Annotated in this window: 24 protein-coding genes; 15 read left to right on the top strand and 9 right to left on the bottom strand. The window is 65.0% G+C overall.

What is annotated here, in order from left to right:
• Positions 1-65: 65 nt before the first annotated feature.
• Positions 66-461 (bottom strand): DUF1844 domain-containing protein, encoded by a 396-nt coding sequence (locus tag SD72_RS00490; RefSeq protein WP_042542473.1) that lies wholly within the window; start codon positions 459-461, stop codon positions 66-68.
• 223 nt (positions 462-684) lie between these two features.
• Between SD72_RS00490 and infC the strand changes: the two genes are divergently transcribed.
• From infC to SD72_RS00510, 4 genes are all read left to right on the top strand, one after another.
• On the top strand, positions 685-1308 hold the full coding sequence (gene infC, locus SD72_RS00495; protein ID WP_084766637.1) for a translation initiation factor IF-3: 624 nt from the start codon (positions 685-687) through the stop codon (positions 1306-1308).
• Positions 1309-1393: 85 nt separating this feature from the next.
• Positions 1394-1588 carry a 50S ribosomal protein L35 gene (gene rpmI, locus SD72_RS00500; protein ID WP_042542474.1) on the top strand — a complete coding sequence of 65 codons (195 nt, stop codon included), beginning with the start codon at positions 1394-1396 and terminating at the stop codon, positions 1586-1588.
• 39 nt (positions 1589-1627) lie between these two features.
• Positions 1628-2014, top strand: coding sequence for a 50S ribosomal protein L20 (rplT, locus tag SD72_RS00505; protein WP_042542475.1), 387 nt, complete (start codon positions 1628-1630; stop codon positions 2012-2014).
• A gap of 94 nt (positions 2015-2108) precedes the next feature.
• Positions 2109-2909, top strand: coding sequence for a TrmH family RNA methyltransferase (locus tag SD72_RS00510; protein ID WP_042542476.1), 801 nt, complete (start codon positions 2109-2111; stop codon positions 2907-2909).
• 55 nt (positions 2910-2964) lie between these two features.
• Here the strand turns inward: SD72_RS00510 and SD72_RS00515 are convergent, their stop codons facing one another.
• The 3 genes from SD72_RS00515 to SD72_RS00525 form a co-directional block, all read right to left on the bottom strand.
• Entirely contained in the window at positions 2965-5616 is a 2652-nt protein-coding gene (locus tag SD72_RS00515) for a M1 family aminopeptidase (protein WP_052492346.1), read from the bottom strand.
• Between the two features lie 170 nt (positions 5617-5786).
• A complete protein-coding gene (locus SD72_RS00520; RefSeq protein WP_042542477.1) occupies positions 5787-7124 on the bottom strand; it encodes an NAD(P)-binding domain-containing protein in 1338 nt (445 codons plus the stop codon).
• A 263-nt stretch (positions 7125-7387) separates the two neighbouring features.
• The gene (locus SD72_RS00525; RefSeq protein ID WP_084766639.1) at positions 7388-7750 is read right to left on the bottom strand and encodes a DoxX family protein; all 363 of its coding nucleotides are present in this window, start codon (positions 7748-7750) and stop codon (positions 7388-7390) included.
• 143 nt (positions 7751-7893) lie between these two features.
• Here SD72_RS00525 and SD72_RS00530 point away from each other — a divergent pair, with 143 nt between their 5' ends.
• Positions 7894-8379, top strand: coding sequence for a winged helix-turn-helix transcriptional regulator (locus SD72_RS00530; RefSeq protein ID WP_232299591.1), 486 nt, complete (start codon positions 7894-7896; stop codon positions 8377-8379).
• 104 nt (positions 8380-8483) lie between these two features.
• Here SD72_RS00530 and SD72_RS00535 read toward each other — a convergent pair whose 3' ends face one another.
• From SD72_RS00535 to SD72_RS00550, 4 genes are read right to left on the bottom strand one after another with little or no spacing between them, the layout of a single operon-like run.
• Entirely contained in the window at positions 8484-9788 is a 1305-nt protein-coding gene (locus SD72_RS00535; protein ID WP_042542478.1) for a Dyp-type peroxidase, read from the bottom strand.
• Positions 9781-10395 (bottom strand): copper chaperone PCu(A)C, encoded by a 615-nt coding sequence (locus tag SD72_RS00540; RefSeq protein WP_042542479.1) that lies wholly within the window; start codon positions 10393-10395, stop codon positions 9781-9783. Before SD72_RS00540 ends, SD72_RS00535 begins: the two co-directional genes overlap by 8 nt.
• Positions 10396-10398: 3 nt before the next feature.
• Positions 10399-11043, bottom strand: a complete 645-nt coding sequence (locus tag SD72_RS16685; RefSeq protein WP_084766640.1) for a copper resistance CopC family protein — start codon at positions 11041-11043, stop codon at positions 10399-10401.
• A gap of 52 nt (positions 11044-11095) precedes the next feature.
• Positions 11096-11722, bottom strand: a complete 627-nt coding sequence (locus SD72_RS00550; RefSeq protein ID WP_042542480.1) for a hypothetical protein — start codon at positions 11720-11722, stop codon at positions 11096-11098.
• Between the two features lie 93 nt (positions 11723-11815).
• Between SD72_RS00550 and pheS the strand changes: the two genes are divergently transcribed.
• From pheS to SD72_RS00595, 9 genes are all read left to right on the top strand, one after another.
• Complete coding sequence (gene pheS / locus SD72_RS00555; RefSeq protein ID WP_042542675.1) at positions 11816-12868, top strand: phenylalanine--tRNA ligase subunit alpha; 1053 nt, start codon at positions 11816-11818, stop codon at positions 12866-12868.
• Positions 12868-15417 carry a phenylalanine--tRNA ligase subunit beta gene (gene pheT / locus SD72_RS00560; protein ID WP_042542481.1) on the top strand — a complete coding sequence of 850 codons (2550 nt, stop codon included), beginning with the start codon at positions 12868-12870 and terminating at the stop codon, positions 15415-15417. Before pheS ends, pheT begins: the two co-directional genes overlap by 1 nt.
• 192 nt (positions 15418-15609) lie before the next feature.
• On the top strand, positions 15610-16449 hold the full coding sequence (locus tag SD72_RS00565; protein WP_042542482.1) for an SDR family oxidoreductase: 840 nt from the start codon (positions 15610-15612) through the stop codon (positions 16447-16449).
• A gap of 236 nt (positions 16450-16685) precedes the next feature.
• Positions 16686-17615: a VOC family protein gene (locus SD72_RS00570; protein ID WP_042542483.1), complete on the top strand. Its 930-nt coding sequence runs from the start codon at positions 16686-16688 to the stop codon at positions 17613-17615.
• A 128-nt stretch (positions 17616-17743) separates the two neighbouring features.
• A complete protein-coding gene (locus SD72_RS00575) occupies positions 17744-18529 on the top strand; it encodes an enoyl-CoA hydratase-related protein (protein ID WP_042542484.1) in 786 nt (261 codons plus the stop codon).
• Positions 18530-18646: 117 nt separating this feature from the next.
• On the top strand, positions 18647-19714 hold the full coding sequence (gene argC, locus SD72_RS00580) for an N-acetyl-gamma-glutamyl-phosphate reductase (RefSeq protein WP_042542485.1): 1068 nt from the start codon (positions 18647-18649) through the stop codon (positions 19712-19714).
• Positions 19711-20910 (top strand): bifunctional glutamate N-acetyltransferase/amino-acid acetyltransferase ArgJ, encoded by a 1200-nt coding sequence (gene argJ / locus SD72_RS00585; protein ID WP_042542486.1) that lies wholly within the window; start codon positions 19711-19713, stop codon positions 20908-20910. Before argC ends, argJ begins: the two co-directional genes overlap by 4 nt.
• A gap of 8 nt (positions 20911-20918) precedes the next feature.
• Positions 20919-21824 carry an acetylglutamate kinase gene (gene argB / locus SD72_RS00590; RefSeq protein WP_042542487.1) on the top strand — a complete coding sequence of 302 codons (906 nt, stop codon included), beginning with the start codon at positions 20919-20921 and terminating at the stop codon, positions 21822-21824.
• 22 nt (positions 21825-21846) lie between these two features.
• On the top strand, positions 21847-22467 hold the full coding sequence (locus SD72_RS00595) for a prepilin peptidase (protein ID WP_042542488.1): 621 nt from the start codon (positions 21847-21849) through the stop codon (positions 22465-22467).
• A gap of 22 nt (positions 22468-22489) precedes the next feature.
• Here the strand turns inward: SD72_RS00595 and SD72_RS00600 are convergent, their stop codons facing one another.
• Positions 22490-24109: a sulfatase-like hydrolase/transferase gene (locus SD72_RS00600; RefSeq protein ID WP_042542489.1), complete on the bottom strand. Its 1620-nt coding sequence runs from the start codon at positions 24107-24109 to the stop codon at positions 22490-22492.
• Between the two features lie 310 nt (positions 24110-24419).
• Here SD72_RS00600 and SD72_RS00605 point away from each other — a divergent pair, with 310 nt between their 5' ends.
• Positions 24420-25364 (top strand): formylglycine-generating enzyme family protein, encoded by a 945-nt coding sequence (locus SD72_RS00605; protein WP_042542490.1) that lies wholly within the window; start codon positions 24420-24422, stop codon positions 25362-25364.
• Positions 25365-25398 lie beyond the last annotated feature (34 nt).

The raw sequence follows: 25398 nt of genomic DNA on the forward strand, positions 1-25398 counted from the left end.
ACCGCCCGGAGCTCCGAGGGAATCGGCACGCTGTGCGCCAATACCCCCGGGGCACGGGAATGCGATTAGTTGACGGGGCCGGTGTACTTCTCGCCAGGTCCCTTGCCGATCGCGTCGGGGATGGGGGAGGCCTCACGGAACGCAAGCTGCACTGAGCGGAGGCCGTCGCGGAGGCTGCGAGCGTGCATGTCGCTCACCTCTGGGGCACCTGCGGTGATGAGCCCGGCGAGCGCGTTAATGAGCTTGCGAGCCTCATCGAGATCGATCTGGTTGTCTGGATCGTCTGCAAGGCCGACCTTCACTGCTGCAGCGCTGAGGAGGTGGACGGCGGCGGTGGTAATCACCTCAACGGCTGCGACGTCTGCGATATCGCGAACGGCCTGCGTAGCCTCATCGCCGTCCGGATAAACCGCGTCGTGGTCCGTTGGCTGTGCTGCCGCTGCGGTGTCCTGCTCGCTCATGAAAAGCGCCCCTGTCTGTGTCTGCAATCGGTGTGCTAAGCTTGCTGAGGTTATCGGCAAACTTGCCGGAACTACGGAAGAGGAATTTCTCCCACCCGGCACCTCTTAAGGTTACCGGGTAGTTGGCACTCCGCCGCTCACGCGGCAGCTAAAGGGTGTGGGTACATTTGCGTTCCCGATCTCGCTTCCGTGAGCCTCGACACCGTCGAGCAGTCTTAATCACATGAGATCAGAGGAGCAGGCGATCAGCGAGCCCCGTACGAATGACCGAATCCGCGTTTCCGAGGTGCGACTGGTAGGACCCAGTGGCGAGCAAGTCGGAGTCGTGCCCATCGATACCGCCCTGCGCCTTGCCCAGGAGGCGGATCTCGATCTCGTTGAGGTCGCCCCGAACTCAAAGCCTCCCGTTGCCAAAATCATGGACTTCGGAAAGTTCAAGTACGAGGCAGCTCAGAAGGCGAAGGAAGCACGTCGCAACCAGGCGAACACCGTCCTCAAAGAGGTTCGTTTCCGCCTGAAGATTGATACGCACGACTACGACACGAAGGTGAAGCGTGCGGTCGGCTTCCTTGAGCAGGGCGACAAGGTAAAGGCAATGATCCTCTTCCGTGGCCGCGAGCAGTCGCGTCCGGAGCAGGGTGTGCGCTTGTTGCAGCAGTTCGCCGAGGACATTGCCGAATACGGCACCGTCGAGTCGAACCCTCGGATTGATGGCCGCAACATGGTGATGGTCATCGCCCCCGTGAAGAATAAGTCCGAAGCGAAGGCTGAGCAGAACGCTCGTCGCGCCGAGGAAAAGGCGAGCCGCCGCGCTGAGAAGCCGGCCGAGAACACCACCGCCGAATAAGACCCGTGGCGGCGCGGGGATCGAGTATCCCCGCGCGCCCATGACGCAGCCGCCCAGGCGGTGCACCACAACAAGGAGAAAACCGATGCCAAAGCAGAAGACCCACTCGGGGGCCAAGAAGCGCTTTAAGGTAACTGGCTCCGGCAAGCTGATGAAGCAGCAGGCCGGCATGCGCCACAACCTTGAAGTGAAGTCCTCGCGCCGCAAGCGCCGCCTGAACGCCGATCAGGCGCTCGCACCGGGTGATGCGAAGCAGGCGAAGAAGCTCCTCGGCCTCTAAGCCGGCCCCACAACTTATCTCTGTTAAGGAAGAACTGAAATGGCAAGAGTAAAGCGGGCCGTCAACGCCCACAAGAAGCGTCGCGTAATTCTTGAGCGCGCCTCCGGCTACCGCGGACAGCGTTCGCGCCTGTACCGTAAGGCCAAGGAGCAGGTCACGCACTCGCTCGTTTACGCGTACAACGACCGTCGCAAGCGCAAGGGTGACTTCCGTCGCCTGTGGATCCAGCGCATCAACGCTGGCGCACGCGCAAACGGCCTCACCTACAACCGCTTCATCCAGGGCCTCGGCCTTGCCGGTGTTGAGGTAGACCGTCGCATGCTCTCCGAGCTCGCAACCAACGACGCAGCGACGTTCGCGACGCTCGTCGAGGTTGCCAAGAAGGCCCTCCCCGAGGACACTTCGGCACCGAAGGTTGCTGCGTAAGTAGCTCTCCAAGAAACCCCGCCCCGCTTCTGCGGTGGCGGGGTTTTTGGGTATTCAGGCAAGCAGCGTAGCCGGCCACGGGTAGGCTTGATCCGTGCATGAACTCATTGAGAACCCTAAGGCCCCGCGCGTCAAGCGCGTCGCGTCGCTCGCGAAGAAGAAGGAACGGAACGAGACGGGCCGATTTCTTGTTGAGGGCCCGCAGGCTGTGCGCGAGCTGCTCGCCTACCGCCCCCGGCTCGCCGACGTGGTCTATGCGACGACGGGGGATGAAGCGTGGCAGTTCGAGATCGATAACCTTGCCGCACAAGCGGGAGTCGAGATCGAGCGCGTGACTCCTCAGGTGCTCGCCGCGATGGCCGAGACCGTCCAACCGCAGGGTGTGGTTGCGGTCGCGCGCATCCCAGAGATAACGCTCACCGAAGCGCTCGCCGGCGCGAAACTCGTCGCGATCCTGCACGAGGTCCGCGATCCGGGCAACGCGGGAACGGTGCTGCGCGCCGCCGACGCGGCGGGAGCAGACGCCGTCGTGTTCTCGGGGGAGTCAATCGACCCGTGGCACCCAAAGGTGGTGCGCTCCACGACCGGATCGCTCTTCCACCTGCCAGTCGCCACGGCAGCTTCACTCAGCGAGGTCGTCGAGGCCGCGCAGGCTGCCGGACTGGAGACCATCGCGGCCGACGTCCGCGGCACGGAGGTGACAGACGCGCGCGAGCAGCTCCGCGGGAACGTCGCGTGGGTGTTCGGTAACGAGGCGCGCGGGCTCGGGGAGACAGAGCGAGCCGTGATTGGCCGCTCAATCAAGCTGCCAATTTTTGGCGAGGCTGAGTCGCTGAACCTCGCGACCGCAGCGAGTGTGCTGCTCTACGAGACGGCATTCGCACAGCGAGCATAGAGTGGCCTGCCCCTCTCACTGAGCCCCCAAATGGGCTGGGCTAGCGCCGTGCTCCCTACGGAGTGCGCTCCAGTCTCCGCGCGAGGAGCACCGCTGCACCGCCAATGAGTAGCATCGCTCCGACGGCGCCACCGAGAATAGGGATAGAGTCGCCGGTTGCGGCCACGGCAGCCGCCTCCACGGTGATCGGGCCCCACCCAATGACGTCGCCGCCCGGAGTGGCGATGACCAGCCGGTGCGATCCGATCTCGGTGTCAGCTGGCACGGTCAACTCGATGCTCCCGTCTGCGCGGACCGACGCTGAACCGATGTGTCGCGGATCTGAAAAGAGCCAAGCTTCGACTCTCTCACCGGCCAGTTCCGAGCGAATGCCAACGGTGATCCGCTCGCCTGGGTGAACGGTTCGCGGGAACGTGATCGCGCCTTCGAGCGCGGCTGTGAGTGCATCGAGGGCTGGCGGAACAGTTTCTGTCTCGTCCGGTTTCGGGGTGACTCCCGGCCCAGGATCGGTCGCGGCCCCCTGTATCTTGGGCGAGGGCGTGCTCGAGACGGTCGTCGGGAGAAAACCTGGCCGAACGCCGGTCACGGAGACCGCCACGGTGCGCCCAAGCGCCGAGGCGGGTACGACGAACGAGGCGTCTGTCGCACCAGACACAGTAGCCCCTGCAATCTCCCACTGGAAGCTGAGCTTGGTGTCCGCTGGCCACGACCCTGGATGAGCCGTGAGGGTCGCACCAACTCGGGGCTCACCACTGAGGGTCGGCGCCGGCGCCGGCGAGATCTCATACTCCGCAATGCTCAGGCTTGTGGCGCACTCAGTGCACGTGCCGCCAAGCGTTGCGACGCTGGCAGCAACGTCGATCGACCCGCCAGAGGCGGATGCGGTGACCGTCGCCCCAAAAGTGAGCGACGCCTGCGCTCCAGGCGCGGTCTTTGGCACTGCCCAGTTGAGGGTTGTACCGTCAAGCACCAGCCCGGCAGGCAGCGGATTCTCGAGGTCGGCGCTGCGCAGCAGCGACGAGACGTCGACCGCGACCACCGACGTCTCTAGATCGACCATCCCGGTGTTGTCCGCGACCAGAGTGTAGCTCAGCTCATCGCCGCGCTCGGCTTCCGCGCCTTCAGCGGGAGTGCTCAGCTCTGCGGTGAGCTTCTCCGGCCAAGCGGGCTTTTCCGGCGTCATGATCCACGCGTCCCAGAAAGCCGTGAGATCGCGACCGGACAGCTCCTCGGCGAGCGCTTTGAGCTCGGCCCCGCTCTGGCTCGTGCCCCCGTACCGGGCTTGCCACTCCGGCAGCAGCGTGAAGAACACGTCGTCGCCGATCGCGATCTTCAGCGCCTCCCAGAACTGTGCGCTGCGCGTGTACGTCTGGTAGCCGTAGACCGTTGCGGAGTCCGTCTGAGCGCCGGGAGGGATCTTCCAGTTGGCGGACGATGCTGGCATGCGGTTCCACGCATCGAAGTAGGATTTCTCTGTTGTGCCCCCGGTGCCGAAGCCGTTCGCGCTGTTGTAGTGGGTCGGGCCCCATGACGCCATCCCCTCCGCGATCCAAATATCGGTCCAAGTACTTGGTGAGACGTTGTTGCCGTACCACTGATGCACGAGTTCGTGGAGGAACGTATTGCTTGCGAGAGAACGCGGTGACGGGAAGAAGGAGCGATCCTGGGTTTCGAGCGCGTAATTGATCTCCGTTGGAACGGTATCGACGACGACGCCGGTGCTGTTGCCAGGGTAGGGTCCGTAAACTGATTCAAGGTTCCGTGTGACGGCCTCGATGTCATTGATGCGCTTCAGGACGAGGGTTTTGTCGGCCTCGCTCAGCTCAGAGTCGATGAATGACCAGCTCGGAATCGTGCGGCCATCGCTTAGGGAGACAGTCGACTCGATGATGTCGTACCGCCCAATACCGATGATGGCGAGTTCCGACGCCATCTGCTTGTCCTGGCGCCACTTCCAGGTCGTGCGGGCACCATCAGCTGAAGGGACTCTGCTGTGCAGCTCGCCGTTGCTGACCGCTGCCGCCGGTCCGGGGTTGGAACCGTCTGCATCGGCGAGCGTTGACGGGATGTCGATCGCGAACGTATAGGTCGCCTTGTCACCCGGGGTGTTGTTGTGCGGGAAACCCGCCATCATGCCGACGGGCTGGCCGAGGAGGATCGCGCCGTCATGCGTCGGGCTCCACCCCTCAGCGGAGTCGTCTGCATCGATGTGCGTGACCGGGACACCGTGATAATCGACGGTGACTGCGAACTCGCCTGACACGGGCACTTGCGGCTCCACAACAAGCTTGTGCGTTATTGTCGCGGCATCTGAAATGCGCTCCCATGCCGCGGCCTGGCCGTTAACGCTAACGGCGTCGACCTCCATGCCCTCGAAGTCGAGCGAGAAGGTTCTGAGTGGTTGGTCTGCTCGCGCCGTCATCGTTGTCGTAGCTTGCGTAATGCTGCCAGCGAGGAGCGATCCTCGTTGCTCGGCGTCTGGGGACCAGGAAATGCTCACGTCGTAGTCGAGAGCGTCGTAGCCGCCATTGCCGACGTTCGGGAACATGCTGTCGCCAGACGTCTGCGCCCCATCAATCGGCGCAGCGGCACCCGGATCGGCGAGCGCTGCCTGCGCGGGGATGAGCGATAGCCCGATGGAGAGGGCGAACGCGAGGGCGGCAGCGACGCTTCGGCGTGTGTTTCCTTGAGGGCTGGTGGCGGTCATGGAATCCTTCAGCGTTGAGGGAGATGCGAGCCAGCGAGGCCCCGCGCGAATCGTCGCGGATGCTAGGAAAAGCGCGGCCGCTGCTTCGACTCTACTGCCGCGGCACCAGAATTTCCAAGCCCCAAAGCAGCGCGCGAGACTCTGGTGCCTCGCGCGCTGCGAGGATGGCGCTACGCCTGCGTTCCAGCGGGCTCCCGGCTTGGGTTGCCTGGGGAGAGGTAGCGTTCGAGTGAATCGTCGAGTTCTTCGAGCCACGGGGTGTGGTGGGGTGCAGCGATCGTGCCGGTCATAACCGAGCGGTAGCAGATGTCGCGGTACCCGAGAATGTTCTCACGCTTGTCCTTCGACCATCTGATGAACGTGTCACTGACCTCGTCGATGTCAAACTCCGGGTAGTCGGTTGCATCCATCAGGTCGCGAACGTAGTCGGCCTGATACCGAATCTGATCAGCGGAGTTCGTTGGTGTCGCGGCGTAGCGGCTCTGCCACTGTGCCATGGATGCGGCGCGCTCCTCAGCATCGGGCATCTGGGAGCGTCCAAGAATGAGGTCACGGACATACCAGGCTTGGGTATCGAACATGTTGAACGTGAACCACTGATCCTGCGCGCCAACGTAGAACAGGGCGGGGTTGCCGTCCCAGACAACGCCGCGGTACAGGTGCTCTGGATACAGGGTGTTTGGCCCGGAAACAGCGAGGTCCTTTGGCAGGAAGGGATACTTGTGGACGTAGCCGGTGCAGAAGATGAGGGCGTCGATGTGCTTGGAAGTGCCGTCGCGGAAGAAGGCGGTGTTGCCCTCAAAGCGCTCGACACTGTGCCGCTCCTCGAAGCCATCCGGCCAGGCATAACCCATCGGTGCGGTGCGGTAGCTTGCGGTGACGGAACGCGCGCCCATCTTGTATGCCTGGCTGCCAATGTCTTCGGCTGAGTAACTCGAGCCAACGACGAGCACATCTTTGTCTGCGAGTGACTCTGCGCCGCGGAAGTCGTGAGCATGGGTGATGAACCCGGTGAACGTTTCGATACCCGGTACCTCGGGGGTGAACGGGAACGAGAAGTGGCCGCTGGCCACGACCACGTGATCGAATGTCTCCGTCGTCGTTTCTCCTGACGGCAGGTGCTCACTCGTCACGGTGAATAGCTGAGTGCTCTCGTCGAACGTTACCAGGCGGACGACGGTCGTGAAGCGAACATATTTGCGCACATCGCTGTGCTTGAGGCGGCCAGCGATGTAGTCCCAGAGGACTTCGCGCGGGGGATACGACGAGATCGGGCGCCCAAAGTGCTCATCGAACGAATAATCGGCAAACTCCAGGCCCTCCTTCGGGCCGTTCGACCAGAGATTGCGATACATGCTCGAGTGGACGGGCTCACCGTACTCGTCGAGGCCGGTGCGCCAGGAGTAGTTCCACTGGCCGCCCCAGTCAGACTGCTTCTCGAAGCAGACGAGCTCTGGGATGTCTACACCCTGACGCTCTGCCGACTCGAATGCGCGGAGCTGGGCCATTCCGCTCGGGCCAGACCCGATGATTGCGACTCTTTTCTTCTCACTCACGTAACTACGCTTCCTCACTCTGTTGTGGTCGCTAGCCGCGCATTCAGGCACAGCTGTGCACCGCACCGGTTGACTGCAACCGGTGCTCCCTGGCTGGCGTTTCGTCGGCCGAGTTGTGGTGTCCAGCGCTGGTGGGAGATTGTCAAATCTCAACCATCCGTCGGCTAGCAACCTTTCAACCATATCATTTGCGTTTTTTGAGAGTGAGAACCCGGTCAGAGCCTGACGAAACCGAGCACCGTCACGGCGAGGGCGAGCAACAGCAGCACAAGGTTTGTCCGGATGGGCTCATCGATTCGCTTGTGCGCGAAGATCGCGAAGAGCTGGGTGAGTGCAAGGCCAATGGCGGCGATCGGGGCGAGCACGGGCAGGATCCCAGTGAGCGGGGCGGCGATCAGAGCGACCGCGCCGAGCACCTCTGCCGCTCCGATGAGCTTCACCGCTGTTGGCGTGAGCGCCTGCAGCGTGACCATGGGGAGATCTGCATGAGGTTTCACAAGTTTCATGGCTCCGGCCATGAGGAAGATGAGCGAGAGGATCCCAGACAGGGTCCAGGTGATGATGGTGAGTGCAAGCACGAGATCTACTCCAAAGGTAACTATTAGTAACTGAGATACAGTGAGTAAGTATCGGCTATGAAGGGTCAGGCACCGCAACGTGTCTGAGTAACGCCGGTGTAACCGGTGGGGTCACCAGCGGCAGCGAACACTGAGGAATGCAGATGACGGAAACACATGGAGCGATTGCATCGCATCGGATGCCAGCGCACACAGCGGGCGCAGAGGATGATCCATCCGCGTTCGACGTAACCATGGAGCGCTTCTGCGCTCTCGACGAAGAGCAGGCCGAGCTGTTCCGTTCAATTCTCGGCAGAGTTGGCGACAAGTGGAGCATGATGCTCATCGGAATGTTGCAGCAGGGCCCATACCGGTTCACGGAGCTCAAACGCATGACGCGCGGGATTTCTTCACGGATGCTGACGTTCACGCTGCGGCAGCTCGAACGCGATGGCCTCGTCACCCGAACGGTCTACGCGGAGATTCCGCCGCGCGTCGAATACGCTGCCACCGAGCTTGGCAGCACGCTCGTTGGCCCGGTGATGGCGGTCGCCGAGTGGGCGTCGCAGCACCAGCGGGAGATCGTGAGGTTTCGTGAGGCCTATGACGCCGCGCAGGACGACGCCGGCGATACGCCGAGGGTGCGCTAGCGCGACCGCTCCGCGCTATCGCGCGCGCAGCAGGCGGGCGCAGACCCCAGGCATCGTGGTTCGGGGGCCAAATCACCGACCCCCGAACCACGAACTGGCGGGTGCTACGCGAGCAGAGTCGCGCCCAGAATCTCGCCGCTCTTGAACCCTGGGAGAACCGCGAACACCGCAGACCCGGTGTGGGTCACCCACTCATTGAGCAGATCCGCCTCATCGAGACGACGCTGGATGGGAACGAACTGCGTGAGCGGATTGCGCTGGAAACAGCCGAACAGGAGGCCTGCCTCGTTCCCATCGTCGTAGTTCACCGCTCGACGAACGATGCGTTCTCGACGATCCACTGAGTGCGCGCGCCGAATATGGGCGGCCGAAGAAATGACCGGGAGCCCGAGCGCATTCTTCGCATCGAAATCCACCGGGGCGTGTTCCCCGCCGGTGGGGTTCGTGAGCGGCGCTCCGTCGCTCAGCGTCCGGCCCATCGTCTGTTCACGGCCGGGACGATCCACGCGATCCCAGCTGTCGAGCTCCATGCGGATGCGCCTGAGCACAAACGCCGAGCCCCCAGCGAGCCAGGCCTGCCCGTCGCCGCGGTCGACCCACATCACCTCATCAAAATCGTCTTCCTCAGGCGTCGGGTTGACGGTGCCGTCAACCTGACCCATGAGGTTGCGCATGGTGTGGTCACTGGCCTCAGAGCCACGAGACTGCCTGAAGCCCTGCTGCACCCATGCGACCTCTGCAAACCGGTCGAGGTCGCGGTGGAGCATGCGCGCGGCGTGCGCCACGGGAAGCGGATCGTCAGCTTGCACAATCAGCAGGAGGTCCCCGCCGTCAAAGCCGTGCCCCAGTTCATCGTGCTCGAACTTGGGAAGCGGTGCGAGCCACGCGGGGCGCAATCGTGGATCAACTCTGTCGACAAGGCCTGCGCCAACGCCGACGGTAACGGAGAGACGGGCGGGACGGGCCGCAAGCTCTGGCTCCGGGTCGGCAAGCGGTCCGACGCCAGCGGTTAGCGCCTCGATGTCGCCGGTGAGGACACGGAACATGCCCGCGAGCGATGCACGGTCCGTCTCGTCACGCAGCCGATATGCGATGTGCCTGACGTTGGTCGCAGGAACGCTGACGATCCCCGCCTGGTGTTCCCCGTGGCAGGGGAGTGCTTCACCACCAAATCCAGGCTCGTCTCCGGTTACGCTCAGTGCTGGCTCAGTGGTGTCGTCAAATCGGGCGCTGGCCGAAGCGTCTGCACGACCGAGGGAGAAACCTCCAAACGCGCCGCCAGCGCCGCCGATGAGCGCGCCAAGGCCGGCGCCGACCGCGCCCCCCGTGAGGAGGGCGCGGCGGCTCAGGCGACGAGCCTGCTGATCTGCCTCGAGCTGATCAGTGTTTTCCAGTGGATCTTTAGCCATGGTCCATCGCGTCGGCGTCACCTGACATGTCCATGTCGCCGTGGTCCATCGCCTCGTCCCCGTCGATGTCTTCGTAGCTCTCATTCGCACCGCTGGTGTCCTTGACGAGCGCGACGATCTCGAGTGTTGAGCCATCGGAGAACGTCAGCGTGACCGTGACGTCATCGCCCGGAGTCAGCGGCTTGGTGATCTGCATGAGCATGATGTGGTTCGCACCAGGCTCAAGCAGGAGCGACCCGTCTGCGGGGACGGTGACGTCGCCCTCGATCTTGCGCATCTTGCCGTCGACAACCTCGTGGAGCTCGACGACGTCCGCCGCATCGCTCTTGAGATCCGTGATGACAAGGTTCTCGTCACCGTGGTTCTCAAGCGTGCCGAAGACGCCGCTCATCGCTTCGCCCGGGGTGATGTCTGGATCGGTTGCCTTCACCCACATGTCCTGTGCGGTGACGACGGTTTGCGTGTCGTGCTCCGATGAGCTCGCGGGAGGTGTTGTGGAGTCCTCCGACTGGGAGCAGCCGACGAGTGCCAGGGTGAGTGCTGCGGCGGCGGAGGCAAGACCTACCGCCGCACGGCGCGAACGCTTGGTGCGGTATGTGTTGAACATGGATTACTCCTCGTGTGCGCGGGGGTCGTTGCCCTCCGCGGATGATGCGCTCTTGCGCATGCGAATAAACATTGGGATTGCGACCGCTACGGCGACAATTGCCGCGGCAGCGATCGTGAGCGGAAGCGCGAGGCCTGCTCCGTCGGAGTTCTCAGAACCCTCGGGGGTGCCGGTCTCCGGCTGCTCCTCGGGTGTTGCCTCTGCTTCGCCCGTGTACGGGCTGATGTCCCCGGCCTTGCCGTCAACAATGTCAAACGTGAAGCCACCCTCGATCGGGTGCCCGTCACTCGACACGACCCGCCAGGCTGACTTGTAGTTGCCGTCAGCCATCGGAGTCGCAAACTGTTGGGTGACATCGCGGCCGTTGAACGTGGGAAGCCCGTTCGCTGCGTCGCCCCCATCCGGTGCTGTCACATGGATCTCGGTGCCAACTTCGAGGACGTTGTCGCTGAAGGTGAGCTTGAGCGAAGATGCTTCTCCGCTCTCGGCCGTCTCAATAGCGACGTCAATGAGTTGATCGTGTGCCTGCGCGGGAGATATTGGCGCGAGGAACACTGTGAAGGCGAAGCCAATCATGGCAGCGATAAGTGTCGCTGCTGCCGCCTTCGGCCACCGTGAAGCAGCCTGGATTTGGGTATGCGTATGCATAGGTGGTCCTGTCTCTTCCCGGGAAAACCGGGAGATCGTTTCCTATTACTTGCTAGTACTTGGGCGACGCAGGTACGAGCGGTGGGCCGCGTAGCGACCAGGAAACGAACGAGAGGATCTGGTTCCGGAGCACCGGCGCCTCGCGGCGCACCGCCACATCGGGACGGCGCTCAAATGCGGCGAGGCTGAACGGCTGCGGCAGCGCCCGGCGGATCGTCCGGCCAAGCGCGAGCGCGGCGCGCTCGCCCCGCGCGACGAGCAGCGTAGAAAGGACCGCTGCGATGGCGTGCATCACCCACATGAGGGCGTCGGCTGATCCTGCCTCGACAACATCAGGTACAAAGCGCTCAAGCGACGCGAGGTGAGCCGCGTGCGAGCCCATCGGGAACGCCGACGGTGTCGCGAGCGCGCCCGAAACGCCAATACCGGCGAATGCCCAGTGATACAGGAACTGGCTTGCTCCGACAGCGAGGCCGACCCGCCACACAGAGGCGACACGACCCGCAAGTGCGACACAGAACGGCAACGCGATGATCGCGGTGATCACGACGGCGAACGCGGAGATCTCACCGCCGGCGAGCGAGTGAGAAGCAGCCGCAAGCACCGTCGAAAGGGCAGCACCAATGACGCCGCGGGCGGTGCGCGCCGCGCGGCTCAGGGGCTGCTGTCGCCGAGCCATGCGACAAGCTTAACCCGACGAGCCTGGGGAGGGTGCGCGGCCCGCTCGTCCGCAGCGGTTCGCTGCGGAGGATCCACGGTAGACTTGACCCTCGTGTCAGACAACACCACGAACCCCAACCCGATTTCGCAGGAAGCGGTCAACGCCGCCGTAGCCGAAGCTCTCGCCGCGTTTACCGCGGCCGACTCCGTCTCGGCCCTGAAAACCGCGAGAACCGAGCATGTCGGCGACGAATCCGCCATCGCCAAGCTCAACGCGCTCATGCGCGAGGTTCCCAAGGAGGAGAAGGCAGAGACCGGCAAGCTTATGGGCCAGGCCCGTGGCCGCCTCGAGGGTGCGTTTAAGAGCCGCGAGGGCGAGCTTGCAGCCGCAGAGGCTGAAGCGAGGCTTGTCGCGGAGACCGTCGACGTGACGCAGGCGCCCGTGCGCCGCCGCGCGGGCACCAGGCATCCCCTCGAACAGCTCAAGGAAGAGGTCGGCGACATCTTCATCGGCATGGGCTGGGAGATCGCGGAGGGGCCCGAGATCGAACACGAGTGGTTCAACTTCGACGCGCTCGGCTTCGACCCCGATCACCCGGCGCGCGCGATGCAAGACACCTTCTTCATCGACCCAGCCGACCGTCACCTGCTGCTGCGCACGCACACGTCGCCAGTGCAGATCCGTTCCCTGCTCGACAGGGAGCTTCCGGTATACGTTGTCGCTCCTGGGCGCACGTTCCGTACCGACGAGCTCGACGCGACACACACCCCCGTCTTTAACCAGATCGAGGGCATCGCGATCGATCGCGGGCTCACGATGGCACACCTGCGCGGCACGCTCGAGCACTTCGCGCGCCAGATGTTCGGCGCCGAGGCGAAGATTCGTCTGCGCCCGAACTTCTTCCCGTTCACCGAGCCGTCCGCCGAGATGGACGTCTGGCAGCCGAACGCCAAGGGCGGCGCGCGCTGGGTCGAGTGGGGCGGCTGCGGCATGGTCGACCCCAACGTGCTGAGCGCGGCAGGGATCGACCCCGAGGAGTTCCAGGGCTTCGCCTTCGGCATGGGAATTGAGCGCACGCTCCAGTTCCGCAACGACCTCAACGACATGCGCGACATGGTTGAGGGCGACATTCGTTTCAACGCACAGTTCGGAGGCCTCGTCTAATGCGGATCCCACTCAGCTGGCTCGGCGAGTTCGTCTCGCTGCCCGCAAACAGCACCCCCGAGGACGTTCATGCGCAGCTCGTGCGCGTCGGCTTCGAGGAGGAGTCGGTTCGCCGCTTCGACATCTCAGGCCCCGTTGTCGTAGGTCTCGTGCTCTCGGCAGAGCCCGAGCCCCAGTCAAACGGCAAGACCATCAACTGGTGCCAGGTGCGCGTTGCGCCGGAGGGCGAAACCGCTGCCGACGGCGGCGAAGACGTGCGCGGCATTGTCTGCGGCGCGCACAACTTCGGTCCAGGCGACAAGGTCGTCGTGACCCTGCCAGGCGCCGTGCTGCCTGGCGATTTCAAGATCGCTGCCCGCAAGACGTACGGTCACGTCTCCGACGGCATGATCGCGTCAGCGCGCGAACTCACGCTCGGTGAGGACCACGACGGCATCATCGTGTTGTCGCGGCTTGGGCTCGACCCTGAGGTCGGCGCAGACGCGCTCGCTCTCCTCGGGCTCGACGACACCGCGGTCGAGATTAACGTCACGCCCGACCGCGGCTACGCGTTCTCCCTGCGCGGCGTTGCACGCGAGTACTCGCACGCGAGCGGTGCGGAATTCACCGACCCTGCTGTGCGTGAAGTTGCGCCAGCGAGCGGTTTCGAGGTCACACTTGCCGATGATGCGCCGATCCGCGGCCGCGACGGCGCAACGGGCTTCGTCACGCGCGTCGTGCGCGGCATCGATGCGACCAAGCCGACACCGGCCTGGATGGTGTCGCGCCTGCAGCTCGCCGGCATCCGCGCGCTCTCGCTCCCCGTTGACATCTCGAACTACGTGATGCTCGAGCTCGGCAACCCACTGCACACCTACGACCTCGCAAAGCTCAAGGGCGGAATCACCGTGCGCCGCGCCCGTGCAGGAGAGACGCTGCTCACCCTCGACGGCCAGGAACGCAAGCTGCACGTCGAAGACCTCCTCATCACCGACTCGTCGGGCCCCATTGGGCTCGCAGGCGTCATGGGTGGCGAATCAACGAAGGTCGGCGACGACACCACCGACGTGCTCATCGAGGCCGCGACGTTCGATACCATTTCGATTGCGCGTACGCAGCGCAGGCACAAGCTTCCGAGCGAAGCTTCGAAGCGCTTCGAGCGCGGTGTTGACCCGCTTGTCGCCCAAGCCGCTGCCGACCGCATGGTCGAACTGCTCGTCAAGCTCGCTGGCGGCACAGCCGACTCGCTCGGGAGCGACCTTGTCGCCCCCTGGTCGCAGACACCAGTGCTCCTTCCCCTTGCCAGGGTGAACGGCCTCCTCGGCACCGATTACAGCGACGCTGAAGTGCGTGGCGCTCTCGAAATGATCGGCTGCACAGTTACTGACGCCGACGCTCAGGTGCCTACGCTGCTGGTGACCGCGCCGAGCTGGCGCTCCGACCTCACGCGGACGGCCGATCTTGTGGAGGAAGCAGCTCGCATCATCGGCTACGACCGCATCCCGTCGGTGCTGCCTGTTGCGCCACCGGGTCGCGGCCTCACGCGCTCGCAGCGGCTTCGCAGGCGCGCCGCGAACGTGATCACCGCAGCCGGATTCGACGAGGTGCAGAGTTACCCGTTTGTCTCTCGAGCACAGCTTGATGCCTTCGGCGCCGGGTCCGAGCTGTCTGCCGAAGACGGATCGGCATCGATCGCGGCGATCCGCCTCGCGAACGCGCTCGACAGTGAGAGCCCGTTCATGCGGCGCTCGCTCCTGCCTGGTCTCGTGACCGCTGCACAGCGCAACGTTTCGCGCGGTCTCACCGACCTCGCGATCGTCGAGTTCGGTCGTGTCTTCCAGCCCGTCGTAGCACCGAATGAGCTGGGCACCACTGCCGTGCCGCCGCTCGCAGCGCGCCCCTCCGCTGAGGTGCTTGCCGAGCTCAATGCATCGATCCCAGCTCAGCCCCACACCGCAGCAGCACTGCTCATCGGCGACGCCATCGAGAAGCAGCCGGGGGAGCCAGGCCGCGAGTACGACTGGGCTGACGCGATCGACGCGGCGCGCATCACCGCCGGCGCTCTCTCCGCTGAGCTCACCGTTCGCCAGGGAGCGCACCGCGCATTCCACCCTGGCCGCACCGCCGAGCTCGTCGTCGCTGGTGAGGTTGTCGGTGTCGCCGGTGAGCTGCTTCCGGAGCTCGTCGCCGAGTACCACCTGCCCGGCCGCGTCGCCGCCTTCGAGCTCGACCTCGAGCGCGTCATGGAGCTCGCCCCGCGCGAGCCCGCGACCGCGAACCTCTCGGGCTACCCTGCCGCGACGCAGGATCTCACGCTCGTTGTTTCGCGTGACATCCCTGCAGCCGACGTGCTGTCGACGGTCGTCGCTGGCGCGGGCGAGCTGCTCGAACACGCGCACATCGTCGCCGACTACCGTGGCCAGGGCATCGAAGAGGGCCAGCGCGCGCTGACGTTCGCGCTGCGTTTCCGCGCGAGCGACCGCACGCTGAAAGCCGAGGAGGCGAGCGAGGCGAAGCTCGCCGGTGTCGCCGCGGCCGAGGCTGCGTTTGGGGCGAAGCTGCGCGACTAGCGTGCGCTCGCTCCGCCTGCGGCCGGGTGTGGTGTAGAACGGCAGGGCCGTTCTACACCACACCTCGCCACGCACTCCGGCCCCGCCGCTCACTGGCCGAGCCGCTCGTCGGTCAAGGGCCAGGAGTATCGTTGGGGGCGTAACCCCGGCGGGCGAGCCCGCCAGCCGGGATGCCCCGAAGACGGAGGCCCCATGCGTATCGCGATCGCTGGAAGTACCGGAACCGTTGGCACACACCTCGTGCGCCTGGCGCTTGGCGCCGGCAACGACGTGCTCGCCCTTGCACGCAACCCGCACGCGCGGGACGCGGCTGAGGACGCGGCAGGCGCGCGCTCCGCAGTTCCAGGAGAACCATCGGATATTCCGGATCCTGCAACCCCAACGCCTGGAATCCTCACCCTCGTAGCGACCGACCTCACGAGCGCAGACCCGCTTGACCTGTCTGGTGTCGACGCGGTGATCGACGTCTCCGCCATCGGCAAGCTCTCCGGCTCGCGCGAATTCTTCGGTGCCGTCACCGAGAAGCTGCTGCGGGCCGGCGCAGAGGCCGGCGTGCAACACTACGTTGCCCTCTCGATCGTTGGCGCCGCCGCACATCCCTTCGGCTACTACTCTGGGAAAGCGCTTCAGGAGCAGCTCGTCGAGTCTGGCCCGCTGCCGTGGAGCTTGCTACGAGCCACTCAGCTCTTCGAGTTCGCCGAGCAGAGCTCCGTTTCCGTTGGGCGTTGGACGTTCATCACGAAGATGCGCACCCAGCCCGTGGCAGCAGCCTCAGTAGCCAAGCGTTTGTTGGAACTCGCGAGCGGTTCTCCCCAGGGGAACGTGCGGGATCTCGCTGGGCCTGACGAACTGTGGCTCGCCGATCTGGGACGAATGGCATTCGAGACCCACGGGCTCACCCAGTCAGTCATCGAAATCCCGCTTCCAGGAAAGTTCGGCCGCGCGGTGCGCGCGGGCGGTTGCCTTCCCGGGCCCGACGTCGACATCGACAGCGTGAGTTACGAGGACTGGCTGGCCGCCGGCGCTCGCTGAGGGCAGGCTTCCAGGAGGAGGCCAACCGGCTACGGGGAAGCGAGACGCCGGGCGCCCTGCACGGCACCGGTGGGCGGGCACCGGGCGGCGGGCGGCGGGCACCAGGCGGCGGGCACCGGGCACCGGGCGCACGAGGGCGGCCGGTCGCGCGCCAACGCTCGCCCTACCGTCAGCGCCAGCACCGGAGTAGTGTGTGCCGCACCAACACATACGCGCAAGGGAAGCCCGGTGATGTCATGACGCAGAAGATCGTGCCCAATATCTGGTGTAATCGCACGGCCGAGGAGGCAGGCAGCTTCTACGCCGCGGCCTTCAACGGTGCTGGGCTCAGCGCCGAGTCCACGGTTTCGGCGCGCTATCCGAGCGAGGGTCTGCTCGATTTCCAGCTGGACTTCGCGGGGGAGGCGCTCGTCGTTGATGTCACCGTCGAGGGCACCCAGCTCGCACTCGTCAACGCGGGCCCAGAGTTCTCCCCAAACCCTTCGATCTCGTTCATGGTGAATTTCGACCCGCTCATGTTCGGTGGCGATGCCGCCGAGGCTAGGCGCCGTCTCGACGCGCTCTGGGGGGCGCTTTCAACGGACGGTTTCGTGATGATGCCGCTCGGGGAGTATCCGTTCGCAGCTCATTACGGTTGGGTGCAGGATCGCTTCGGGGTGAGCTGGCAGCTGATGCTCACGCGCCCGGAGGGGGATCCGCGCCCGCTCATCATCCCTGCGCTCATGTTCGACGGGCCCGCGCAGAACCGCGCGGCGGAGGCGGCGGCCCGCTACGTCGAACTCTTCGCGCACGTTCCAGGGGGAGCGGCGGTCGGCTTCCAGTCTCCCTATGGCCAGGCGATGGGTGACGCGACGCCAGAGGCCCTCGCGTTCGGAGAGTTCCGCATTGGCGAGCAGTGGTTCATGGCGTCTGACAATGGGTCGGGAACCGACCACGGCTTTAGCTGCGGGGTCTCGCTCCAGGTGAACTGCGTGGACCAGTCCGAGATCGACGCGCTGTGGGAAGGGCTGTCATTCGTGCCAGAGGCCGAGCAGTGCGGCTGGCTCGCAGACGAGTTCGGGGTGAGCTGGCAGATTGTGCCAGCGAACATGGGCGAACTCATGGCGGGGAGCGGGTCTTACGACAAGCTGATGGCGATGAAGAAGATTGTGATCGCAGAGCTCTGACTGACGCCTGTGCGAGGCCCTGACGCGTGGAACGGTGCACGGACGACAGCCCTGTGGAAAGTGGCGAGCGTGTTCTCGTTGCACGCGATAGCGTGGGGGTACTAGCAATGCCCAGAGATGGAGTAGAGATGTCAGAGCAGACCGAGTACACCGCAATCATCACCGAAACGCACGGCCGCGTTGCGACGATCACGCTGAACCGCCCTGAGGCGCTCAACGCGCTGAGTAACACGCTGATCACGGAGCTCGTCTCGGCAGCAGCCGGGTTCGACGCTGATCCCAACATCGGCGCGATCATCATCACGGGCTCAGAGCGTGCGTTTGCCGCTGGCGCAGACATTAAGGCAATGCTTGACCTCGAGTACGCTGACGTGCTCGCCGGTGGCGTGTTCCCGTCATGGGACGGCCTCGAGCGCATGCTCACGCCGACCATCGCCGCTGTGTCGGGTTTCGCGCTCGGTGGCGGGTGCGAACTTGCGATGATGTGCGACATCATTCTCGCTGGCGATAACGCGAAGTTTGGCCAGCCCGAGATCAACCTCGGCGTGATCCCCGGCTTCGGCGGCACTCAGCGCCTGCCGCGCGCGATCGGCAAGTACAAGGCCGCCGACATGGTGCTCACTGGCCGCATGATGGACGCGGAAGAGGCCGAACGGTCGGGGCTCGTGTCGCGGGTGGTACCGGCCGCTGAACTGCTTGACGTCGCGAAGCAGACCGCGGAGCTCATCGCGTCGAAGCCGCTCCCAGCGGTGAAGGCTGCGAAGAACGCACTGCAGGCGGCAGAGGAGTCTTCGCTTTCGGAAGGCCTCAGGGTCGAGCAGATCGCGTTCGCGGCGCTCTTCGCCACTGAGGACCAGACGGAGGGGATGCGCGCATTCGCAGAGAAGCGTGAGGCGAACTTCAAGCACCGCTAGCCGCTAACGGGTCGCGTTCAGCGACCGAACGCGCTGGGTCGCGCGCCTGGACCGCGCTGCGGTCAGCCCAGCGCTGGACATGGTGCCAGAATAGAGGTGCGCGAGAAAGAGGAGTCGATGACGTACAGTGTGGCGGTCGCCGGGGCGAGCGGGTATGCGGGAGGCGAGCTGCTGCGCTTGCTTGCGGATCACCCGGAGTTTGATATTCGAACGGTGACCGGGCACTCAAACGCCGGAAAACCACTCATCGCATCGCAGCCACACCTGCGATCGCTCGCGCACCTCACGCTGCAGGAGACGACGCCAGAAGTGCTCGACGGCCACGATGTTGTGTTCTTCGCGCTGCCGCACGGTGCATCGGGTGCGCTCACAGCCCAGCTGAAGAACGTCCGCCTCGCGATCGACTGCGGCGCGGACCACCGACTCACCAGCGAAGCCGACTGGACGGCGTTCTACGGCGGCGAATTCAACGAGCCGTGGACCTACGGGGTCCCGGAGCTCATCGTCGCAGGCGGCGAAGCCTCCGCGCTGCCCGCTCGACAACGCGAGCAGCTCATCGGGGCAACCCGCATTGCCGCACCTGGCTGCAATGCGTCAACCGTCGCGCTCTCGCTCGCACCCGGTATCGCCGCCGGCGTGATCGAGGCGACCGACATCGTCACCGTGCTCGCGGTCGGGCCATCGGGGGCGGGGAAAGCAGCGCACACGCATCTGCTCGGGGCCGAGCTCATGGGCACCGCAAACCCCTACGCCGTAGGCGGCACGCACAGGCACATCCCCGAGATCCAGCAGGCGCTCCGCGGCGCTGGCGCGACCGAAGAGCCGACGCTGAGCTTCACACCAGTTCTCGTGCCGATGAGCCGCGGGATCCTCGCAACAACGACGGCCCGCATCGTCCCTGGCACGAGCGCCGCCGACGTGCGCGCCGCGTGGGAGCGCGCATACGCCGATGAGACCTTCGTTCACGTGCTGCCAGAGGGCTTCTACCCGCGCACGGCAGACACCGTCGGCGCGAATACCTGCCTCATGGGAGTCGCGATCGATGAGGCAGCAGGCCGTGTCGTGATCGTCGCCGCCGTCGACAACCTCGCCAAGGGCACGGCTGGCGCCGCGATCCAATCGGCGAACATTGCCCTAGGTATCCCCGAGGCCACCGGCCTGAGCGTGAATGGAGTCGCACCGTGACCGTAACTACCCCAGCAGGGTTCCGCTCAGCCGGAATCACCGTAGGGCTCAAGAGCACGGGCAAGCCCGACCTCGCGCTCGTCGTGAACGACGGACCAGCTCCGGCGAGCGCAGTGGTGTTCACATCGAACCGGGCGCAGGCAAACCCCATCCTGTGGAGCCGCAAGGTCGCCCAGAACGGCCCTGCCCGCGCCGTGATCCTCAACTCGGGAGGCGCGAACTGCTTCACGGGGGACTTCGGTTACGAGACGACCCGCCTCACCGCGGAGGCAGTCGCGCACGAACTCGCAGCGCAGGCGACAGGCGAGGAGCAGGTGCCAGCCGACACGGTCGAGGAGGGCGCCGAACGCGTGCTCGTCTGCTCCACAGGCCTCATTGGAACCGGTGATCAGGCGTTCCGCGACAAGATCGTCACCAACGTCCCGGTGCTCGTGTCTGCGCTCGCCGCAGACGATACAACGGCGCCCGCGGCGATTCTCACCACCGACTCGGTCGAGAAGACTGCGATCCACGAGGGAACCGGCTGGACGATCGGTGCGATGGCGAAGGGCGCAGGTATGCTCGCTCCCGGCCTCGCAACGATGCTCGTCGTTATCACCACCGACGCACTGCTCGACAGCGACGAGCTCGATGCTGCGCTGCGCCGGGCGACCGCGGTGAGCTTCGACCGACTTGACTCCGACGGCTGTATGTCAACCAACGACCAGGTCACCCTGCTGGCGAGTGGCTCCTCAGGAGTGGCACCGGAGGAGAACGAATTCGCCGCGGCGCTTGCCGGCGTGTGTGACTCGCTCGCTGCGCAGCTGCAGGCAGACGCCGAGGGCGCGAGCCACGACATCGACATTGAGGTGCGCGGCGCAGCAAGCGTCGAGGACGCGCTAGAGGTCGGGCGCTCGGTTGCACGCAACAACCTATTCAAAGCAGCGATCTTCGGCAACGACCCGAACTGGGGTCGCGTGCTCGCCGCGATCGGCACCACCGACGCCGCCTTCGACCCCTACGCCGTAGACGTGAGCTTCAACGGCGTGCGGCTCTGCCACGCTGGGGCGCCGGACCGCCCGATCGACGAGTGCGACCTCACCCCGCGCAAGACGCACGTCGAGATTGAACTGTTCGCTGGGAGCTTCGCGGCGACGGTTCGCACGAACGACCTCACGCACGACTACGTGCACGAGAACTCCGCCTACTCGAGCTAGGAACCCCTATGACGCACGTCAGCACGCCCCTCGAACGGGGCCAGGCTGCAGAGAAGGCGGCAGTGCTTATTGAGTCGCTTCCGTGGCTCAAGAAGTTCCGCGACGCCATCATGGTGATTAAATTCGGCGGCAACGCCATGGTCGACGACGCCCTGCTCACGGCGTTTGCCGAGGACGTCGTGTATCTGCGGCACACTGGCATTCGCCCGGTGATCGTGCACGGTGGCGGCCCGCAGATCAATCGAATGCTTGACCGGCTCGGTATCGAGAGCAGGTTCGAGGGCGGCTACCGGGTCACTACTCCCGAGACAATGGACGTCGTGCGCATGGTGCTCACGGGCAAAGTCAACCCTGAGCTCGTCGATGAGATCAACGCGCACGGCCCTCTCGCATCTGGCACGACAGGGGAGGACGCCGGGCTGTTTATCGGTCGCAGGCGGCCGCCCATCGAGGTCGATGGTGCGCTCGTGGATCTCGGCCGGGTTGGAGACATCGTCGGGGTCCGGCCAGAGTCGCTGCTCGCGGTCCTCGACGCAGGGCTCATCCCCGTGGTCTCCTCGATCGCGCCCGACGCGGATCGGCCGGGGGAATCGCTCAACGTGAACGCGGACGCTGCGGCCTCCGCACTCGCCTCGGCTCTTGGCGCAGAGAAGCTCGTGATCCTCACCGATGTTGCGGGGCTCTACTCGGATTGGCCGAACCGCGACTCGCTGGTCTCGTCCATCACCGCGTCGGACCTCGAAGCGCTGCTGCCGTCACTTGAATCGGGAATGATCCCCAAGATGCGTGCCTGCCTCGACGCTGTGCAAGGCGGGGTGCCCAAGGCCGCGATCATCGACGGGCGGGAACCACACTCGGTGCTGCTCGAGATTTTCACGGAGCAGGGCATTGGAACCGAAGTCATCGCAGACTAGCTTTGGAGTATTCCCTGCCGCGGTGAAGCTCGAAGACCTCATCGCTGGCGCGCTCGGGGCCATCGGGGGAGCGGTGCTGTTTGCGTTTCTGTTCCCCTTCCCGGCTGCCGACGGGGGATCGTGGGTGCGCGGGGAGGCGCTCCCGGGCAGCGCTGACATCTTCGGGTGGCTGCTCGCTGTGGTCGCATACGCGGGCTTTGGATTCTTTTCGCTCGTGCTCGCCGCTGTTGACGTTCGCACGCATACACTGCCGAACGGCCTGATCGCCTGGGCGACGCTCTGGACAGTTCCGCTTCTCCTCGTTGCGGGGCACTTCCGTGGCGACGGGATCAGCGCGCTCGCTGCGCTGCTGAGCGCTGGGGTCGCGACAGTCTTCGTGTTCCTGCTGTGGTTTCGCATGCGCGGTGTCGTTGGGGGCGGCGACCTCAAACTCATACCCGTGGCGGCATACGCGGCTGTGTGGGGCGTTGCAGAGTCCGTCTGGGTGGCAGGCTTCCTCGTGTTTGTGTTGCTTCTCCTTGCCGGGGTGGTCGTGCTGGTTCTCGTCGCGCTCATTCTCGGCCGCGACCAGGTCGCGGCCGGCCCGCTCATCCTCGCCGGTTCGTGGATCACCTTGGTCGTGACCCACATGTCGGATTTGTGATGCGCCGGTCGGCTGCGACCCCTCAGTCAGGCACCCGGCCCGCGTACCCGCGCTTCTCGAAGAGTTCCAAGACATGCTCGCGGGGGATGACCCCTGAGGCAGCGGCCCAACGCTCGTAGGCCTCCTCGAGCTCGGCGACGAGGTCGGGGTGTTCGGCAGCCAGATCGGTGAGCTCGGTGCGGTCGCTCTCCATGTTGTAGAGCTCCCACGCCTGATTGTATTTGCGGACGATTTTCCACTCGCCCCTTCGCACTCCACAGTTCCCCTCGTGCTCCCAGTACAGCAGCCGGTCCGCGCTCTGCGCGTCTGACAGGATCGTGTCCATCATGCTCACGCCGGGGTAGGGGAGGGGAGTTCGGCCGGCCACGGTCGGTGGGGCGCCAATTCCTGCCGCGTCGAAGACCGTCGGAGCGACGTCGATGAGCTGGTGCGGTTGGTGGCGCACTGCGCCGCCCTGAAACTTCCTTGGCCACCGAACGAGCATGGGCGTCGAAATGCCGCCCTCGTGGATGAGCGTTTTGAACTCGCGAAACGGGGTGTTGCAGAGGTTTGCCCAGCCTGGCCCATAGCCGGAATAGGTGTCCTCGCCGCCTGGGGTGACCGACGGTGAGCTCCCGAGCCGAACGGGGCGACCGTCGCGGGTGGTGTCGTCGTATTTGACGTAGAGGCGCACGAAGTCCTCAGCGATCTCAGGCGGAATGGCGGAGGGGTCGCTGCCGTTGTCCGAGAGGAAAAAGACGAGCGTGTTCTCGCGCGCGCCGAGCTCATCGATCCTGTCAAGAACCCGGCCGACTCCCTGATCCATCCGGTCGACCTGGGCGGCGTAGGCCGCCATTCGGCTTGCCTCCCAGTCCTGCGAATCCGTGTCCTCCCAGCTGGGCACCCGCCGGTGGCGGTCGCTCAAAGGCCAATCGCCGCCGAGCACACCGAGGCTCCTCAGACGCTCCATTCGCTCCGCCCGCAGCGTGTCCCAGCCCGCGGAAAAGCGGCCCTGATACTTGTCGATGTCCTCTTGCCTGGCGTGCAGCGGCCAGTGCGGGGCCGTGTATGCGACGTAGAGAAAGAAGGGGTCGTCGGGGTGTGAGGCGCTGTGATCGTCGAGAAATTCGATGGCATTGTCGCTGATTGCGTCGGTGTAGTAGAAATCGGGCTCATTGCTTTCGTGCTCGATGTTGGTCTCATCGCGTGTGAGCGTCCGCGGCTGGAAATAGCTTCCAGCTCCCTCGAGCGTGCCGTAGAAGCGGTCGAACCCGCGCCGGGTCGGCCAGGCGTCGCTCGGGGCGTGGATATCGCTGGCGAGATGCCACTTACCCGAAATGTAGCTGCGGTACCCCGAGGGGCGAAGGGCTTCCGCGATAGTGAGACAGTTGGTGTTGAGATTGCCGGGGTAGCCCTCGGGGGAGTCGTCGTAGTTGAGGATACCCACGCCTGTCTGATGCGGGTGCAGCCCGGTGAGCAGGGACGCGCGGGACGGCGAGCACCGCGCGGTGTTGTAGAACTGCGACAGCGCGACCCCATCGGCAGCGAGTGAGTCGATGTTTGGCGTTTCGATCTCGCCTCCGAAGCAGCCAATGTCGGAATAGCCCATATCGTCGACCAGGATGATGACGATATTCGGGCGGCCTTCTTCTGGGTGTGACATCGATGTCTTCCTCTCAGTTCAACCGCTGGCACCGTGGAGAGCCCCAGCGTAGGTTCGGCGCATCACACGGCTAGGGTGCTCGCCGAAGTGGCCGACGTGTGTGGGTCTGTGCGGGCAGGATTACGCGATTGTGCGTCTGGCAGTGGGTATACGTATGTCGCGACGACTTCGCTCTCCTCCGGTCTACGGTGCTCCGCTTGCCATCTGGGATTCGGCTCGTCGCAGGGCCTCACGAGCAACGCCACGAGTGGCTTAAAATATAAGTCACTTTTATTGCCGAGTCAATGAACGAACGTCGGACGGAGGGGTCATGGGTGATACGAAACGGCCGGGCTCGGGGGAGATGGTCGCCATCCCCTCGGGGGAGTTTCTCCAGGGGGCGGGGGCGCGCTATCCCGAGGAGGGGCCACCGGCTCGTGTGAGCGTCGACGGTTTCGTGATCGATCGGTTTCCAGTGACGAACCAAAGATTCTCTCGCTTCGTGGCGGAGACGGGCTACGAGACCACAGCGGAGCGACCCGTCCCGCTTCCGGGCAAACGCGAAGGCGAGGGCGTGTGGACGGAGCCAGGCTCCCTCGTGTTCACACCGACACCCGGCCCCGTCCCGCTCACTGACTGGCGGCGCTGGTGGCGTTGGGTTCCCGGTGCGAGCTGGCGACATCCTGCCGGCCCGGGGAGCGATCTTTCCGGGAGGGAAGACCATCCTGTTGTGCAAGTGAGTTACGCGGACGCGGGTGCCTTTGCTGCGTGGGAAGGGAAACGTCTCGCGACCGAGGTCGAGTGGGAATTTGCCGCCAGGGGTGGGATCGACGGCGCGACCTACTCGTGGGGGGAAGCGAGCAACAGGGGCGGTGTGTATGCGAACACCTGGCAGGGGAGGTTCCCGTATGAGAATCGTGGTGCTGGCGAGGGGCGATGGGTGGGGACATCGCCGGTCGGGAGTTTCCCGCAGAACGGATACGGGCTGAGCGACATGACGGGGAACGTGTGGGAGTGGACCACGAGTCCGTGGGTCGCGGCCCCAACTGGCTCCGGGGATGCGGTGGCGGCTTCCTGCGGTTGCACTGCCAGACGAGAAGCGGCATCGGCTGAGGTCGCCTCAGAGCGGAGCCGCGTGCTGAAAGGTGGATCTCACCTGTGCGCGCCCGAGTATTGTCTGCGCTACCGTCCCGCGGCCCGGTCGGAGCAGACTGAGGACTCGGCGACGAGCCACATCGGGTTTCGGTGCGTTGCCGACGCAATGGTCTGGTCGTAGCGGCGCGTTCGCGTAGCCGCACCTCGTCCGCGGC

The organism is Leucobacter komagatae (assembly GCF_000834055.1).
GTDB lineage: Bacteria > Actinomycetota > Actinomycetes > Actinomycetales > Microbacteriaceae > Leucobacter > Leucobacter komagatae_A.